16 protein-coding genes are annotated in these 16,480 nt (G+C 56.7%); 2 read left to right on the top strand and 14 right to left on the bottom strand.

The features are described 5' to 3' along the window. Positions 1–20: 20 nt before the first annotated feature. The 11 genes from ACIQYF_RS17035 to ACIQYF_RS16985 form a co-directional block, all read right to left on the bottom strand. Positions 21–350 carry a GlpM family protein gene (locus tag ACIQYF_RS17035; protein ID WP_402864368.1) on the bottom strand — a complete coding sequence of 110 codons (330 nt, stop codon included), beginning with the start codon at positions 348–350 and terminating at the stop codon, positions 21–23. Positions 351–358: 8 nt separating this feature from the next. Continuing rightward, a complete protein-coding gene (locus ACIQYF_RS17030) occupies positions 359–1,684 on the bottom strand; it encodes a sigma-54-dependent transcriptional regulator (protein ID WP_402864167.1) in 1,326 nt (441 codons plus the stop codon). Then, on the bottom strand, positions 1,681–3,585 hold the full coding sequence (locus ACIQYF_RS17025) for an ATP-binding protein (RefSeq protein ID WP_402864164.1): 1,905 nt from the start codon (positions 3,583–3,585) through the stop codon (positions 1,681–1,683). The genes ACIQYF_RS17030 and ACIQYF_RS17025 overlap by 4 nt, the downstream gene beginning before the upstream one ends. Before the next feature lie 161 nt (positions 3,586–3,746). Next, positions 3,747–4,481: an amino acid ABC transporter ATP-binding protein gene (locus tag ACIQYF_RS17020; protein ID WP_019410994.1), complete on the bottom strand. Its 735-nt coding sequence runs from the start codon at positions 4,479–4,481 to the stop codon at positions 3,747–3,749. Then, positions 4,478–5,152 (bottom strand): amino acid ABC transporter permease, encoded by a 675-nt coding sequence (locus ACIQYF_RS17015; RefSeq protein ID WP_402864160.1) that lies wholly within the window; start codon positions 5,150–5,152, stop codon positions 4,478–4,480. The genes ACIQYF_RS17020 and ACIQYF_RS17015 overlap by 4 nt, the downstream gene beginning before the upstream one ends. Next, a complete protein-coding gene (locus ACIQYF_RS17010) occupies positions 5,152–5,898 on the bottom strand; it encodes an amino acid ABC transporter permease (protein WP_402864157.1) in 747 nt (248 codons plus the stop codon). Before ACIQYF_RS17010 ends, ACIQYF_RS17015 begins: the two co-directional genes overlap by 1 nt. A 195-nt stretch (positions 5,899–6,093) precedes the next feature. Then, positions 6,094–7,008, bottom strand: coding sequence for a glutamate/aspartate ABC transporter substrate-binding protein (locus ACIQYF_RS17005; RefSeq protein ID WP_402864154.1), 915 nt, complete (start codon positions 7,006–7,008; stop codon positions 6,094–6,096). A gap of 373 nt (positions 7,009–7,381) precedes the next feature. Next, positions 7,382–8,920, bottom strand: a complete 1,539-nt coding sequence (glpD, locus tag ACIQYF_RS17000) for a glycerol-3-phosphate dehydrogenase (RefSeq protein ID WP_402864151.1) — start codon at positions 8,918–8,920, stop codon at positions 7,382–7,384. 264 nt (positions 8,921–9,184) lie between these two features. Continuing rightward, positions 9,185–9,940 (bottom strand): DeoR family transcriptional regulator, encoded by a 756-nt coding sequence (locus ACIQYF_RS16995; RefSeq protein ID WP_402864148.1) that lies wholly within the window; start codon positions 9,938–9,940, stop codon positions 9,185–9,187. Between the two features lie 149 nt (positions 9,941–10,089). Further along, a complete protein-coding gene (gene glpK / locus ACIQYF_RS16990; protein ID WP_402864145.1) occupies positions 10,090–11,595 on the bottom strand; it encodes a glycerol kinase GlpK in 1,506 nt (501 codons plus the stop codon). Positions 11,596–11,683: 88 nt separating this feature from the next. Then, complete coding sequence (locus ACIQYF_RS16985) at positions 11,684–12,535, bottom strand: MIP/aquaporin family protein (protein ID WP_402864142.1); 852 nt, start codon at positions 12,533–12,535, stop codon at positions 11,684–11,686. Between the two features lie 379 nt (positions 12,536–12,914). Between ACIQYF_RS16985 and ybaK the strand changes: the two genes are divergently transcribed. Next, positions 12,915–13,388 (top strand): Cys-tRNA(Pro) deacylase, encoded by a 474-nt coding sequence (gene ybaK / locus ACIQYF_RS16980; RefSeq protein ID WP_402864139.1) that lies wholly within the window; start codon positions 12,915–12,917, stop codon positions 13,386–13,388. A gap of 84 nt (positions 13,389–13,472) precedes the next feature. Here the strand turns inward: ybaK and ACIQYF_RS16975 are convergent, their stop codons facing one another. Further along, positions 13,473–14,582: an ABC transporter ATP-binding protein gene (locus ACIQYF_RS16975; protein WP_402864136.1), complete on the bottom strand. Its 1,110-nt coding sequence runs from the start codon at positions 14,580–14,582 to the stop codon at positions 13,473–13,475. Further along, the gene (gene argF, locus ACIQYF_RS16970) at positions 14,579–15,499 is read right to left on the bottom strand and encodes an ornithine carbamoyltransferase (protein ID WP_402864133.1); all 921 of its coding nucleotides are present in this window, start codon (positions 15,497–15,499) and stop codon (positions 14,579–14,581) included. The genes ACIQYF_RS16975 and argF overlap by 4 nt, the downstream gene beginning before the upstream one ends. Before the next feature lie 453 nt (positions 15,500–15,952). Between argF and grxD the strand changes: the two genes are divergently transcribed. Continuing rightward, on the top strand, positions 15,953–16,294 hold the full coding sequence (grxD, locus tag ACIQYF_RS16965; protein WP_402864130.1) for a Grx4 family monothiol glutaredoxin: 342 nt from the start codon (positions 15,953–15,955) through the stop codon (positions 16,292–16,294). On the opposite strand, the gene ACIQYF_RS16960 is transcribed toward grxD, so the two are convergent. Then, a partial coding sequence (locus tag ACIQYF_RS16960) for a hypothetical protein (protein WP_402864127.1) occupies positions 16,291–16,480 on the bottom strand: 190 nt, incomplete at its 5' end. The genes grxD and ACIQYF_RS16960 overlap by 4 nt on opposite strands.

Here is a 16,480-nt window from a genome sequence, read left to right as displayed (position 1 = left end):
TACGGTAGGAGCGTGTGGGGCTATCCGTGCAGGCGTACCCAGACGCTGACCAGTACGGTCGCAGCCATCAACCATGCCAGCGCTGCCAGCGCCAACGAGGCTTCGAGCCGCAACCGATCAACCAGCACATACAGCGTCGCGAGGTAGACGAAGTAGGGGATGATCGACCACATACCGAACACAATCGTGGTTTTCAGGTCGTCGACGGAACGCCCTTTGCCGACGATGTAATGTGCAATCAGGGCAAAAGTCGGGAACAGCGGGACCAACCCTGCGATGTAATAGTTTTTGGTTTTTGCCAGCATCGCCAGAATGATCACCACACCAGCGCCCAGAGCCGCTTTAAGTATCAGATCCATCAGTGAGTGAGCCCGTATTTTTTAACTTTATCGAAGAGTGTGGTCTTGGCCATGCCCAACTCCTGGCTGGCCTGGGTCAGGTTGCCGCCGCTGCGTTGCAACGCATCGTTGAGCAGGTGGCGCTCGAAGGCTTCTACCGCTTCTGAAAAGCCCAGCCCTTGCGACGCGTTGCTGCCGGCTTTTTTAAACGCGGGCAAGCCCAAGGCAAAGCGCTCGGCCACATTGCGCAGTTCACGTACGTTGCCCGGCCAGTCATGGCTCATGAGGTTGGACAGGGTCTGGTTGTCCAGCTCGGGCGCCGTGCGGTCGAAGCGCAGGGACGACTGCTGCAGGAAGTATTCGAATAATTGCAGGATGTCTTCGCGACGCTCGCGCAAAGGCGGCAGTTCGAGGGTCACCACGTTCAAGCGGTAATACAGGTCGCTGCGGAACTGGCTGGCCTTGCTCAGTTGGTCGAGATCGGATTTGGTGGCTGCAATCACCCGACAGTCCACGTCGATGCTTTGGTTGGAGCCCAGGCGCTCCAGCGTGCGCTCTTGCAAGACGCGCAGCAGTTTGATTTGCAAGTTGAGCGGCATGCTTTCGACTTCGTCGAGAAACAATGTGCCACCGTGGGCATGCTCGATTTTGCCGATCCGACGCTTGCCCGCCCCGGTGAAGGCGTTGGCCTCGTGGCCGAAGATTTCACTTTCAAACAGGTTTTCCGGTAACCCGCCGCAGTTGAGCGCGACGAACTGCTGGGGCTGACGGCGGCTGAAGTCGTGCAGGCAACGGGCCACTAGCTCTTTACCGGTACCGGTTTCGCCTTCAATCAGCACGTTGGCCGAGGTATCGGCGACGTTAGCGATCAATTCGCGCAATTGCTGCATGGCCGGCGAGCGGCCAATGATGCGGCCTTCAAGGGAGTCGCGTTCGGCCAGTTGCCGACGCAGCGACCAGACTTCACGGGCCAGGCTGCGTTGTTCCAGCGCCCGGCGTGCCACTTCGACCAGCCGCTCGGGAGAAAAGGGTTTTTCCATGAAGTCATAAGCGCCATCACGCATCGCGCCCACAGCCATGGAAATATCGCCGTGCCCGGTAATCAGTACCACCGGTAGGCTGCGATCGCGGGCCTTGAGGCGTTTGAGCAACTCCAGGCCATCAATCCCCGGTAAACGAATGTCACTGATGACGATGCCGGGATAGTTGTCCCCGACCAAGGCCAGCGCCTGTTCGGCGCTGCTCACGCCTTCGCTGTGAATGTCTTCCAGCGCGAGCGCCTGTTGGCATCCGAGCAGGACATGGGGGTCGTCTTCGACAATCAGGACGGTCAGCTCGTGGTTCATATCGGCTCGGCCTTAGCGGGTTGCACCAGCGGTAAAAGGAGGACAAACGCAACACCACCGGCCTGCGGAAACTCGACGCTGAGGCTGCCGCCAGCGGCCGCCGCCAGGCTGGCAGACAGGGTCAGGCCCAGGCCCAGGCCTTGTTCGCCGGGTTTGGTGGTGAAGAACGGTTCAAACAGATGCTTACGGTTTTGCGGGTTGATACCGGGGCCGTTGTCGCGCACGCGCAGGCGGTATTTGCCTTCGCTGTGTTCGCCTTCAAGCCACAACTGTGGGGTTGTTGGCTGACCATGCATGGCGTCCAGCGCGTTACTGATCAGGTTGACCAGAATTTGCTCAAGCCGGGTTTGGTCGATCTTGAGTCCAACGTCGCTGAGGTCGCGCTGCAATTGCACGCCAGACGCGTCGAGTTGGCTGGCGAGTAACTGCAGTACCGCATCGACCGCTTTGCCCAGACTTGCCTGGCCGTGATCGTCGCCACGTCGCGCAAACGAGCGCAGGTTAGCGGTGATACGGCCCATGCGGTCGACCAGGTTATTAATGGTGCTGAGGTTGTCTGCGGCCACTTTCAGGTCGCCACGCTCCAGGAAGCGCACGGTATTGCCGGACAGTGTGCGCAAGGCGGCCAGAGGCTGATTCAACTCGTGGGCGATGCTGGTAGACATTTGACCGATGGCCGCCAGTTTGCCGGCCTGCACCAGTTCGTCCTGGGCAAGGCGCAGGGTGTCTTCAGCCTGGCGGCGCTCGCGAATCTGGTCTTTGAGGCGCTCGTTGCTGGCGCGCAAATGCGCGGTGCGTTCGGTGATTTTGCGTTCCAGCTGGTTATTGGCCGCTTGCAGCGCTTCACGTGCGGCCAATCGAGTGGCGATCACTTTGCGTCGCTCGTTCCAGGCAATCAGCAGAAACGCCAGCAGAGCAAAGGCTACCGCCGCCAACATCCCTTGGTTGGCCGCTTCGCGACGTAAATCCTGCAGGGGCGTGAGTAAGGTGATGTCCCATGGGGTGTCGTTCAGCCGGCGAGTCTGGGCCAGATAACTGACTTCCTTGTCATCGCTCTCGTCCCCTGGATTGGCCGCGAACGTGACTTTTTCGGTGCCTTCGCCCAATTGCTCGCTGGCAAGGGGTTGCAGTTCAATGAGCGGCCACCAGTAGTACTGCAGGCTGCGCGCCAGCCGCTCTTTGATGTCAGCGGTCAACGGACGTACAGACTTGAGCCGTCTGCTCGGGTCGCTGGACAGAATAATGATGCCGTTCTCATCGCTCACATACGCTTCGAGGCGGGCACGTTGCCAGCGTTCTTCAAGGGCTTCAAGACGGACTTTAATCACCGCGACACCAATGATCTTGCCTTGCTCTTCGAGGCCGTGAGCCAGGTAGTAGCCCGGCTCGCCGGTGGTACTGCCGATACCGTAGAAACGTCCGGGCTGGCCACGCACGGCGTCCTGAAAGTAGGCACGGAAAGACAGGTCTTCACCCAGGTAACTGTCGGTGTCGCGCCAGTTACTGGTGGCCACGACCCGGCCTGTGGTGTCGAGCACGTAGATTGCCCGACTGCGGCTGCGGCGGTTAAGGCCTTCGAGGTATTGATTGACGGTGACCCGGTTTTGCGCGGACGGATCCGCCAGTAATTGCGAAACACTGGATTCCAGCTCGAGCAAGCTGGGCAGGTAGGTGTATTTGCTGAGTTCGCTTTCGACGGTGCGAGCATGCAACTCAAGCTGACGTTCACCGCTTTCGTTGAGCGTGCGAATGCCAAAGTGCTCACTGATGCGATAGCCGGCATAGCCTAGACCGATCGTCAGCAAGATGATCAGTGGAGGCAGCAGCAGATGGCGTAGCAAGCGAGGTTTCACGGCAAGTGAGGGCGGGGCACCGCGATAAAGATTGGGGTCGCATTTCATCACAGATGCCTTGGGTCAACCACTGCGCGGTAAGGGTATTACGAAACGTGTTGCTGCTGCCGCAGGCTGCGATGGGCTGCTTAGCAGCCCCGGCTTTGTTAAAAGCGAAGGTCCTTTGGCCCTTATCGCAGCCTGCGGCAGCGGCTACAGGTTTTTGCGCTTTAGTGCTGCAGGATTTTGGCGAGGAAGTGTTGTGCGCGCTCGGAACGAGCGGTTACATCACCAAAGAACTCTTCTTTCTCACAGTCTTCGACGATTTTGCCCTGGTCCATAAAGATCACTCGGTTGGCAACCTTGCGCGCAAAACCCATTTCGTGGGTCACGCACATCATGGTCATGCCTTCGTGGGCCAGTTGCACCATCACGTCGAGTACTTCGTTAACCATTTCTGGATCGAGTGCCGAGGTCGGTTCGTCGAACAGCATGACGATCGGGTCCATGGCCAACGCGCGGGCAATGGCTACACGCTGCTGCTGACCGCCCGAAAGCTGGCCAGGGTGTTTATGGGCATGAGCCGACAGACCTACGCGCTCAAGCAGTTCGAGGCCTTTTTTGGTGGCTTCTTCCTTGCTGCGGCCCAACACCTTGATCTGCGCAATGGTCAGGTTCTCGGTGATGGTCATATGCGGGAACAGTTCGAAATGCTGGAACACCATGCCGACGCGCGAGCGCAGTTTTGGCAGGTTGGTCTTCGGGTCGGCAATTGATGTGCCGTCGACCACGATGTCGCCTTTCTGGAACGGTTCGAGGGCGTTGACGCACTTGATCAGGGTCGATTTACCCGAGCCCGATGGGCCGCAGACCACAACCACTTCGCCCTTTTTAACTTCGGTACTGCAATCGGTCAGTACCTGGAAGTCCCCGTACCACTTGTTGATGTTCTTGATCGAGATCATACGGCAAACCTTTTTTGCAGACGCTTGACCAGCAGCGAGGCGGAAAAGCTGATGATGAAATACACCAGACCGGCGAAAATCAGGAACTCATTGGAGCGGCCGATGATGTCGCCACTGGAGCGCGAAGCATTGAGGAAGTCAACCAGGCCAACGGTATAAACCAGCGAGGTGTCCTGGAACAAAATAATGCTTTGTTGCAGCAGCAACGGGGTCATTTTGCGAAATGCCTGAGGCAGGATGATCAGGCGCATGGCCTGGCCGTAGCTCATGCCCAGCGCTTTGGCGGCGCCCATCTGGCCTTTTGGAATGGCTTGTACGCCAGCCCGCACGATCTCACAGAAGTAAGCGGCTTCGAACATCACGAAGGCCACCATGCACGACTCGAACGCACCGATCGGGGTGTCTTCGCCGGTGATCCAGCGCAGTACAAACGGCACTGCCAGGTAGAACCAGGTAATCACCAGCAGCAGTGGGATCGAGCGGAAGTAGTTCACGTAAGCGCCGGCCAGATTGGCCATCCACTTGCTGGACGACAAGCGCATCAACGCCAGCACTGTGCCGAGTGCAACGCCTCCTAAAACCCCGAGAACCATGAGTTTCAAGGTCATGATCATGCCGTTCCACAGACCCGGCAGGGCAGGAACAATACCGCTGAAATCGAAGAAGTCCATTATTTGCCCCCCAGAGACATCAGGCCAGGCACTGCGACTTTCTTCTCGACCAGACGCATCAGCAGCATAAGGCTCATGTTCAAGGTGAAGTAGATCAAGGTGGCCAGGGTGAAGGCTTCAAACAGATTGGCGGAAAACTCGGCCGTCTGTTTGGTCTGTGCCAGCAGTTCCATCAAACCGATCAAGGAAGCCACGGAGGAGTTCTTGAACACGTTGAGGAATTCGGAGGTGAGCGGTGGAATGATGATGCGGTAAGCCTGGGGCAGCAGCACGTTCCAGTAAATTTGCGGCAGCTTGAAACCCATGGCACGGGCCGCGGCTTCCTGGCCTCGGGGCAGTGCTTCGATCCCCGTACGCACCTGTTCACACACCCTGGCAGCGGTAAACAGGCCCAGGCACACGACAACGCTCAGGTAAGCCGAGGTGGTCGGGTTGAGGTCTTGTTTGTACCAGTCCTGCAGGTTTTGTGGCAGCAGGTCGGGTACCAGGAAGTACCACATAAACAGCTGTACCAGCAGGGGCACGTTACGGAAAATTTCCACGTAGACCGTGGCGATACCCGAGAGAAAACGGTTCGGCAGGGTGCGCATCACGCCCAGCAGCGAACCCAGTATCAGCGCGACAATCCAGGCGACAACAGCAATCGCGATGGTCCAGCCCAGTCCGGAAATAAACCAGTCGAGATACGTCTCGCTGCCTATGCCAGTGGACTTGAAGAACACGCTCCAGTCCCAGTTGTAATTCATGTAGGGTCTCCCCTCAGATGGGTCTATAGACAAGCACTTGCTTCAGGGAATCCGTTCTCACCGACAGTGCAGTCGGGCACACGTGACCGCTCGACAACCAGCGGTTCGAGTGCTCAGTGAAGCAATAAGAAGCCAGTACAGCAGCTGATCAAAGCGCCCGAGCGTGGTCATTCACGCTCGGGGGCTCGTCAAAAATCAGATTTTGACGTCAGGCGCTGGTTTGTCGGTTGGGTTGGCGATCAGCTCTTTAAGTTGGTCGCTCATCGGGAAGTTCAGGTTCAGGCCTTTGGGTGGAATCGGGGACTGGAACCATTTGCCGTAGATTTTGGTGATGTCGCCAGACTTGTAGGTCGCAACGATCGCGTCATCCACGGCTTTTTTGAAGGGAGCGTCGTCTTTACGCACCATGCAGCCGTAGATTTCGTACGACTGTGGCGTACCGGTAACGGCCCAGTCAGTAGGCTTCTTGGCCTTGGCCATTTCACCGGCGAGCAGGGCGTCGTCCATCATGAAGGCGACAGCGCGGCCCGATTCCAGCATCTGGAAAGCTTCGCCGTGGTCTTTCGCGGAAATGACGTTCATGCCCATCTGCTTATCAGCGTTCATCGCCTTGAGGATGCGCTCTGAAGTGGTGCCCGCTGTGGTCACGACGTTTTTGCCTTTCAGGTCATCGAAGTCTTTGTAGGTCGAGTCTGCTTTGGACAGCAGACGGGTACCGATTTCGAAGATGCCGACCGAGAAATCAACTTGCTGAGCGCGTTCAGCGTTGTTGGTGGTGGAACCACACTCAACGTCGACAGTACCGTTCTGAACCAGCGGGATACGGGTCTGGGAGGTGACCAGGTTGTACTTGACCTTCAGGTCAGGCATGTCGAGTTGCTTTTTCAGCCCTTCAACGATTGCCAGTTGAATATCGTGGGAGTAACCCACCGGCTTGCCGGAAGCATCCGCGATGTAGGAGAACGGAATGGAGGAGTCACGATGACCGAGTGTGATAGTGCCGGATTCTTTGATTTTCTTCAGTGTGCCGGTCAATTCGGCTGCAAAAACTGGAGTGCTAATCAGAGCTGCGGCGATTGCTGCGCTCAAAAGTTGCGGAACGATGCGCATCGATGTTTCCTCGACATTGTTTTTTTTATTTGAGCCCGTTCACGAGCCCTTGGTGTACTTCGAATAGCTCAACAGGCTTGTGCGCTGTTTTGCTTTCGGCCCAGAGTGTAGAGCATGAGTCGTGCCAGAGACGATGCTTTAGATCAACTTATTGATTTATAAGGATTTAAATGTTTTTGGCGAGGGGGAAGTAGAGGGGCGTGCCCGGAAAGCCGAACTGATGGCGGCTTGGGTGTTCGGAAAACCGAATATAAAGAGTGAGGGAATAACCTGTAGCCGCTGCCGAAGGCTGCGTTGGGCTGCGCAGCAGCCCTGTTTCATTAAGAGCCAAAGCCCTTATCGCAGCCAACGGCAGCGGCTACGTAGCCGTCATTTAAGCCGCTTGCACCTTGCGGTGTTTAAGGTTTAGGCCGGCCATGTAATGCGCCAAGTGTTCCTGTTCTTCGCAGGTGGTGAACAAGCCGAGCTTGGTGCGGCGCCACAGGATGTCCTGCGCATCCAGTGCCCACTCCTGGTTGCACAGGTAATCCACTTCACGGCTGTAGAGGCCGCTGCCAATGTGCTCGCCCATGTCGCTTAGACTTTGTGCGCCATCCAGCAGGCGCCATGAGCGATTGCCGTAGGTAATTGCCCAGCGTTTGGCAATGGCAGCATCGAGCCAGCTGTGTTTGCTGACCAAGGCCGCACTCAGGGCTTGAGGGGTGGTCATGTTTTCACCGCCCGGCAAGGTGGCTGTGGCGGTCCAGCTTGGTTTGATCTGAGTGAAGTATGGGGTCAGTTGTGCCATGGCCGATTCGGCCAGTTTGCGATACGTGGTCAGTTTGCCGCCGAACACGGACAACAATGGCGCTTCACCCGCTGTGCCTGACAAGGCAAGGGTGTAATCACGGGTCACGGCTGACGGGTTGTCCGACTCGTCGTTGCACAGCGGACGTACGCCCGAGTAGGTGCGAAGAATGTCGGCACGGCTGACTTGCTGTTTGAAGTGGGCATTGACCACGTTGAGCAAGTAGTCGGTTTCTTCCTCGGTAATGCTGACCTTGGCCGGGTCGCCGGTGTATTCGCGGTCGGTAGTACCGATGATGGTGAACTGGTCCATGTACGGAATAGTGAACACGATCCGCTGGTCTTCGTTCTGCAGGATGAACGCGTTCGGTGCGTCGTACAGTTTAGGCACGATCAAGTGGCTGCCCTGAATCAGGCGGATGCCGTATGGCGAGTCCAGTTTCAGGTCATCTTTGATGAACTTGGCAACCCAAGGCCCGGCAGCATTTACCAAGGCTCTGGCGCGGATCGAGAACAGGCTGCCGTCGGCGCGTTCAAAGTTCAGATCCCACAAGCCAGCGTTGCGGCGAGCACCCGTACAGCGAGTTTGCGTGTGGACATGGGCACCGTTTTCCCGCGCTGCCATAGCGTTGAGTACGACAAGGCGGGCGTCATCGACCCAGCAATCGGAGTACTCAAAGCCTTTTGTGATCTCAGGCTTCAACGGGCTGTTTGCGCCAAACTTGAGGCTGACCGAACCTGCGAGCTTTTCGCGTTTGCCCAGGTTGTCGTACAGGAACAAACCTGCACGGATCATCCACGCCGGGCGCAGGTGCGGGCGATGAGGCAATACAAAGCGCATCGGTTTCACAATGTGCGGGGCTTTGGCCAGCAACACTTCCCGTTCGGCCAATGCTTCACGCACCAAGCGGAACTCGTAATGTTCAAGGTAGCGCAGGCCGCCGTGGATCAGTTTGCTGCTGGCTGACGAAGTGTGGCTGGCCAGGTCGTCTTTTTCGCAAAGGAACACTGAAAGGCCGCGGCCGGCCGCGTCTGCCGCGATCCCGACCCCGTTAATCCCGCCGCCAATCACGGCAACGTCGTATACCTCAGCGAGAGGTGTGGCAGGCAAGGTGGTCAGTGACATGTGCAGGCCTCGCGTTCTTTACGCATATTTGAATTCGAACATTAATGTTCATTTTCGAAAATTTTAGCGGATAAATGCACGCGCAGCCAGCCTCCTTCGATTGAAAAAACTCATCGAAGAGGGTGTAAAGGAAGATTTTCGAACATTAGAGAGCCTGCGCCCCTGCTGCAGGCTGCGATCGAGCCTTGCGGGGACGCGCTTTTCAGCAGCGAAGGTGCGTCGGCGCTTATCGCAGCCTGCGGCTGTGGCTGAAGGTGTTGAGGCTTACACCACTTCCAGGCGGATTTTGTTTTGCGCCAGCAGTTGGGCCAACTCGGGCACTGGCGGCTGATCGGTGACCAGGCAATCAATCAGGGTGATTGGGCCTAAGCGAACCATTGCGTTACGTCCGAATTTGCTGGAGTCCGCTGCCAGAATCACCTGGCGGGCGTTGGCGATGATGGCTTGAGAAACACGTACTTCCTGATAGTCGAAGTCCAGCAAGCTGCCGTCAGAATCAATACCGCTAATGCCCACCAGTGCGAAATCGAACTTGAACTGGTTGATAAAGTCGACGCTGGCCTGACCCACGATGCCGCCATCGCGACGCACGTTACCGCCGGCGATGAGCACTTCAAAGTCGTCTTTGGCACTCAGAATTGATGCGACATGCAGGTTGTTGGTGATGATTTTCAGGTGGTGGTGATTCAGCAGCGCGCGGGCGATCGATTCGGTGGTTGTTCCGATATTGATGAAGATCGAGGCGTGATCTGGGATTTGCGCGGCGATGGCTTCGCCAATACGGCGCTTTTCATCGCGCATCTGGTCGGCGCGCATGGAGTAGGCGGTGTTTTCGACGCTGGAGTCATAGGCGGCGCCACCGTGATAGCGACGCAACAGATCGGCTTCAGCTAACTGATTGATGTCGCGACGGATGGTCTGCGGTGTAACGACAAACAACTGAGCCATTTCCTCGATGCTGACATAGCCGCGCTCGCGAACGAGTTCGAGGATCTGCTGTTGGCGTGGAGGCAGATTCATTGAGTTTCCTTTGGGCGGCGAAGCAAAATTTGCCCATGATGCCGCAGGAATGCTCGGTCTGCTACACGCAGGTGCCTTGAGGGCAGATGTGACAACGGGCGCCAAGAGCGCCCGTTGTCTGCCTTAACTTGAAGTTCTGGCCTTAAGGCTTAGTTGCTTTCTTCGTGTGGTTCCCAGTCACGGGTACGGCTCACGGCTTTTTTCCAGCCGGCGTAGAGCTTCTCTTTGCTGGCTTCTTCGAGCTGAGGTTCGAACTCGCGCTCAATAAGAGCCTTGCCGCGCAACTCATCCAGGCTGCTCCAGAATCCGCAGGCGAGGCCGGCCAGATAAGCGGCGCCCAGGGCAGTGGTTTCACGCATTTGTGGGCGCTCAACCATGGTGCCAAGGATGTCGGCCTGGAACTGCATCAGGAAGTTGTTGGCCACGGCACCGCCATCAACGCGCAGTGCTTTGAGGCGTTCGCCGGAGTCTTGCTGCATGGCGTCCAGGACGTCGCGGGTTTGGTAGGCAATCGACTCAAGGGCTGCGCGAATGATGTGGTCGACCCGCACGCCACGGGTCAGGCCGAACAGTGCGCCACGGGCATACGGGTCCCAGTAAGGTGCGCCGAGGCCAGTGAAGGCAGGCACCAGGTACACACCGTTGCTGTCTTTGACCTTGTTGGCGAAGTATTCGGTGTCGTGCGCGTCGTTGATGATTTTCAACTCGTCGCGCAACCATTGAACGGTGGAACCGCCGTTGAAGACCGCGCCTTCCAGAGCGTAAGCCACTTCGCCGCCTGGACCGCAGGCAATGGTGGTCAACATGCCGTGGCTCGATTTGACTGCCTTGGTGCCGGTGTTCATCAGCAGGAAGCAGCCAGTGCCGTAGGTATTCTTGGCCTGTCCAGGCTCTACGCACATTTGGCCGAACAGTGCGGCTTGCTGATCACCGGCAATACCGCCGATGGCGATACCGCTTTTGGTGCGGCCATAGATTTCAGAAGAAGACTTCACTTCTGGCAGCATTTCTCGCGGAATATCCAACACTTCAAGCATCTTGGCATCCCACTCCAGCGTGTGGATGTTGAAGAGCATGGTGCGCGAAGCGTTGGTGTAGTCGGTGACGTGGGTCTTGCCGCCGGTAAATTTCCAGATCAGCCAGCTGTCGATGGTGCCGAACAGCAACTCGCCATTGCGCGCGCGTTCACGGCTGCCCTCGACGTTGTCGAGGATCCATTTCAGTTTGGTGCCGGAGAAGTACGGGTCAGTTACCAGGCCCGTAGTGTCGTTGATGTATTGCTCGTGGCCATCGCGCTTGAGCTGCTCGCAAATCTCGGTGCTGCGGCGGCACTGCCACACGATGGCGTTGTAGATCGGGCGGCCGCTGATTTTGTCCCAGACGACGGTGGTTTCACGCTGGTTGGTGATACCAATGGCAGCGACCTGGTCATGATGCAGGCCGGCTTGAGCCAGGGCTTCAACCATGACCGCGCTTTGGGTCGCGAAGATCTCCATCGGGTCATGCTCAACCCAGCCTGCTTGCGGGTAGTGCTGTTGGAACTCGCGTTGTGCGGTGCAGACCACGTTGGCGTCACGATCGAAAATGATCGCTCGCGAACTGGTGGTGCCTTGGTCCAGCGCAATGATGTAGTTCTTATTCTGAATGTCGGTCATGTGATTGCCTTGCAGAATGAAGTAATGGTTTCAGGGCGCGAGAAGGTAACGGGCAGTAGTCTCGTGCGCCCCGTTTCATAAGTCGATATCAGGAAGCCTGGGTTTTCACTTCGCCACCTGTTGGGGCGGGCGCCGTAACGGACTCGGCCTCTGGCAGGTGGCGGGCGATCAGCCCGCGATAAATGGCTGCACCCAGGGTTGCCCCCACGATCGGTGCAAAAATCGGAATCAAGAAATAAGGAATATCGCGCCCACCGGTGAATGAAACTTCACCCCATCCAGCAAGGAACGTCATCAACTTAGGCCCGAAGTCGCGCGCAGGGTTCATAGCAAAACCCGTCAGTGGTCCCATTGAGCTACCAATCACGGCGATTAGCAGGCCAATCAGCAACGGGGCCAATGGGCCGCGTGGCAAACCGTTCTTGTCATCGGTCAGGGCCATGATCACGCCCATAAGGATGGCGGTAATTACCATTTCAACCAGGAAGGCTTGCAGTGTCGAGAGGGCTGGGTGTGGATACGTCGAAAACACCGAGGCCAATTCGAGACTGTCTTGGCTACCGCGAACCATATGGTGGGTTTGTTCGTAATCGAAGAACAAGTTGCTGTAAAGCGTATAAACCAACGCGGCGGCGCAGAAGGCTCCCGCCACTTGGGCAAGAATATAGAACGGCAGTTTGCGTTTATCAAAATCAGTGAACAGACACAGCGCAATGCTGACCGCAGGGTTCAGGTGAGCGCCGGAAACGCCAGCCGTCAGGTAAATCGCCATGCTGACGCCAATGCCCCAGATGATACTGATTTCCCACAGGCCAAAGCTGGCACCTGCGACCTTGAGAGCCGCAACGCATCCTGTCCCAAAGAAAATCAAAAGTGCTGTGCCAAGAAACTCGGCTGTGCATTGGCCTAAAAGCGTAGGGTGCTGCGTTGCAGTCGTCATTTCAAACCTCGTTTTTGTTGTTTTTGACGTCGTCAGTCGGGGGTGGCAATGCAGCAACACATAAAAGCAGGACGTCTTGATCTCGGCTTTTCATATGTGAGTAACGGAATACGTGTAACGAACAGGCATATTCGCATTCGAAAAAATATAGACAAGAAACACGGCTGTCAAAGGTCGAAAGTGAACCATCATTCACATTCTGACTTTCATATGAGTTTTTGGTAACGTTTTTCTGTAAGAAAACACTACAAATTGGTAGGGCAGATGTAACGTTTCAGCCAGGAAAAAACGCCGAGATGCCCGTTCTAGCGCCTTTTTACTGGGCAATGGCTTAAAATTCGGCATCGCTTTCTTTGTCCAACACGCAACAGGGGCTGCCATGACACCTGCACTGGATCTGCTGAAAAAAGTTCGCGCCGAACATCGAGTCCATAGCTACGAACATGACCCCAAGGCCGCGTCTTATGGGACGGAAGCAGCGGAAAAGCTCAGTCTCGAACCTGCGCAAGTGTTCAAGACGCTATTGGCCAGCAGCGAAAAAGGTGAATTATTGGTCGCAGTCGTACCGGTCGTCGGAAGTCTCGATCTAAAGGCGTTGGCGCATACAGCTGGGGTTAAAAAAGTCGAGATGGCCGACCCTGTGGCCGCGCAGCGGGCAACCGGATATTTGTTGGGTGGGATCAGTCCGTTAGGGCAAAAGAAGCGTTTGCGCACGTTTATTGATGAAAGCGCAAAAGGGTTCGAATCGATTTATGTGAGTGCCGGTCGACGTGGGCTGGAAGTGGAACTGGCACCCGCCGTCCTGGCTGAGCATACGCAGGCGATTTTTGCGGGTATCGGGCGCAAAGCCTGACGGCTCAGGAGCGCGCTTGCTCGCGATCGTTTGATCTTTAAAAAGATCGGGAGCAAGCGCGTTAAAACCGGTTTGTGTCTGCCTTTAGCTGGCGCTGCTCAAACGTCTTACGCCTGATTCGGTAGGCGGGATTTGTGCGGCGGTGCTGCCGCTGGTTTGAAACATGACCAAGTGCTCAGCTGCAACGCGGATACCGACGTCTGTGCCCGGCGGATGGTCGGCATGGCTGGGGAAGATCGATTCCAGCTGGCTGCCTGTTGGCAGTTGCAAGCGGTACAGGGTCGATGCGCCCAAGAATGTTTTACCAATGATTTTGGCTTTTAACGCGCTGTCGGGCGCATAGACAATGTCGTCGGGGCGCAGGAGCACATCCACCGCGCCACCGGTTGGCCAGGTGTAAGCCCGATTGCCGCGTAATATGCCCAGCTCGGTTTGCACCGACTCAGGGCTGAGCAATTGTCCGCGGATGAAATAGCCTTGGCCGATGAAGCTCGCCACATAGGGCGTCAACGGTTCGTGATAGAGGTTGTAAGGCGTATCCCATTGTTCAAGGCGACCTTCCTTAAACACGCCGACATGGTCACTGACCGCGAAGGCTTCTTCCTGATCGTGGGTGACCAAAATCGCACTGGTGCCACGGGCTTTCAGAATGTCGCGTACTTCATGGCTGAGCTTGCGGCGTAATTCGCCATCCAGGTTGGAGAACGGCTCATCCAGAAGCAACAGCTGTGGCTCGGGGGCGAGGGCACGGGCGAGGGCAACACGTTGTTGCTGCCCCCCTGAAAGCTCGTGGGGAAAGCGCTTGCCCAAGTTTTTAAGGTTGACCAGTTCAAGCAGCTCTTCAGTGACGCGCTCTTTGTTCGGGAGTTTTCGGATGCCGAACGCAATGTTGTCGGCCACGCTCAGGTGTGGAAACAGAGCGTAGTCCTGAAACACCATGCCGATGCGACGTTTCTCTGGGGCCAAGGTGAAGCCCGCACTGGAAATGATTTCGCCCGCGAGCTTGATTTCACCTTGATGCACGGGCTCAAAACCGGCGATTGCCCGCAAGGTTGTGGTTTTGCCGCAGCCTGAAGAGCCGAGCAGACAACCAATGTCGCCTGCATTAAGGTGCAGGTTGAGGTTTTGCACCACGCTCTGGCCTTGGTACCCACAGGCCAGATCTCGAAGGTTAAGCAATAGCGGCTGACTCATGCTGGCTGGTACGCAGGCTGGACGAGAAACTCGAGCAGCGCTTTTTGTGCGTGCAGGCGGTTTTCAGCTTGATCCCAGGCCACGGAGCGCGAGTCGTCCAGCAGGTCGAGGCTGATTTCCTCTCCGCGGTGAGCGGGCAAGCAATGCATGAACAGCACGTCGTCGGCGGCAAGGTCGAGCAAAGCGCGGTTGACCTGGTACGGCGCAAACAGCTCCAGGCGTTTGGCGGTTTCTTCTTCCTGGCCCATTGAGGTCCAGACGTCTGTGCTGACCAAGTGAGCGCCGATCACGGCATCACGCGGATCGCGAACGATGGTCACGCGATCACCGGCCAGGGCCACGAACTCAGGGTTGGGTTCATAACCTTCAGGGCAGGCAACGCGCAGTTGGAAGTCGAACTGAATGGCCGCTTCTATATAGCTGTTGCACATATTGTTGCCGTCGCCGATCCAGGCCACGGTTTTGCCTTTGATGGACCCTCGGTGCTCAAGGAAGGTTTGCATGTCTGCCAGTAGCTGGCAGGGATGCAGATCATCCGACAGACCGTTAACGACGGGGACGCGGGAATTGGCCGCGAACTCGGTCAGGGTGCTGTGGGCAAAGGTACGGATCATGACCGCATCGAGCATGCGCGACATGACGATTGCGCAGTCGCCAATGGGCTCGCCGCGGCCCAGTTGAGTGTCGCGCGGGGACAGGAAAATAGCCTGGCCGCCAAGCTGGATCATGCCGGCTTCAAATGACAGTCGGGTTCGGGTCGATGACTTTTCGAAAATCATGCCCAGAACGCGGTTTTTCAGGGGTTCGAAGAGAACGCCGCGATCACGCAGGTCTTTTAGCTCGATGCCGCGACGGATCACGCTGAGTAGCTCTTCGGGCGTGCAATCCATCAGGGAGAGAAAGTGCCTTGCGCTCATCATTAACTACCTTTTTTGCAACGACCGCAGATACTCAAAGCCGGGTTTTTCGGAAAAACGGGCGAGACCTGCGGCGAAAGCCGCACGGGGCGACGAAATAGGGGAAGGCGCGATCTTATAAGGAAATGTCGCACCTTGCCAATAAGGGTCACGTGTTTAGAGGTTTGAGCGAGCCTTGCGCTGCATGAGCACGCGGCAGAGCCCCTTTTCAGCGGTGTGCCTTACCTCAGCTGCCCAGTTGTACACTGCCCTCAGGTTGCTTGGCAATTCTACGTGCCATCTACACGTCGTTCTCTGAGGGTGGGAATGCTGTGGTTTTGGACGGCGGGTTTGGATTTGTGGCTCAGGATGGCGACGATTGTCTGTCTGGGAGACCGAGCGCCATGCTCGGCTTTGCGTTACAATTCGCCACCGTGCCGACATCTGAGTCGGAAAGTTCAGCCGAGGTGCTCCGTGGATATCATCGAAACTATTAAAGAACAGATTGCTAACAACACCATTCTGCTCTACATGAAAGGCTCTCCAAATGCCCCGCAGTGCGGCTTCTCGGCCAAAGCGGCTCAGGCCGTCATGGGCTGTGGCGAGAAGTTCGCTTATGTGGACATCCTCCAGAACCCGGAAATTCGTGCCAATCTGCCCAAATACGCTAACTGGCCAACGTTCCCGCAATTGTGGGTAGCTGGCGAGTTAGTTGGCGGTAGCGACATTATGGCTGAGATGGCTGCAGACGGTTCCTTGCAGACCCTGATCAAAGAAGCTGCTGCCAAAGCTGCTGCGAATAAAGCTGACGCTTAATCGCTGTTGCTGCTGCCACTTTTGTTATTCAGTGGCGGCGCATAAAAAAGCCCCGCAACTGAATAATCAGAGCGGGGCTTTTTTGTGGGTGTTGTCCCGTCCTGAATAGGGTTTACACCTTCTGACCTATCTTCAGGAGGACTCAATGGATTCGGGAAAAAGGCGCAGTCAGCGTGATTACACGCT

The sequence above is a fragment of the Pseudomonas sp. NPDC096917 genome (assembly GCF_044762555.1).
Taxonomy (GTDB): Bacteria; Pseudomonadota; Gammaproteobacteria; order Pseudomonadales; family Pseudomonadaceae; genus Aquipseudomonas.
This window is presented reverse-complemented; position numbering and strand designations above follow the sequence as displayed.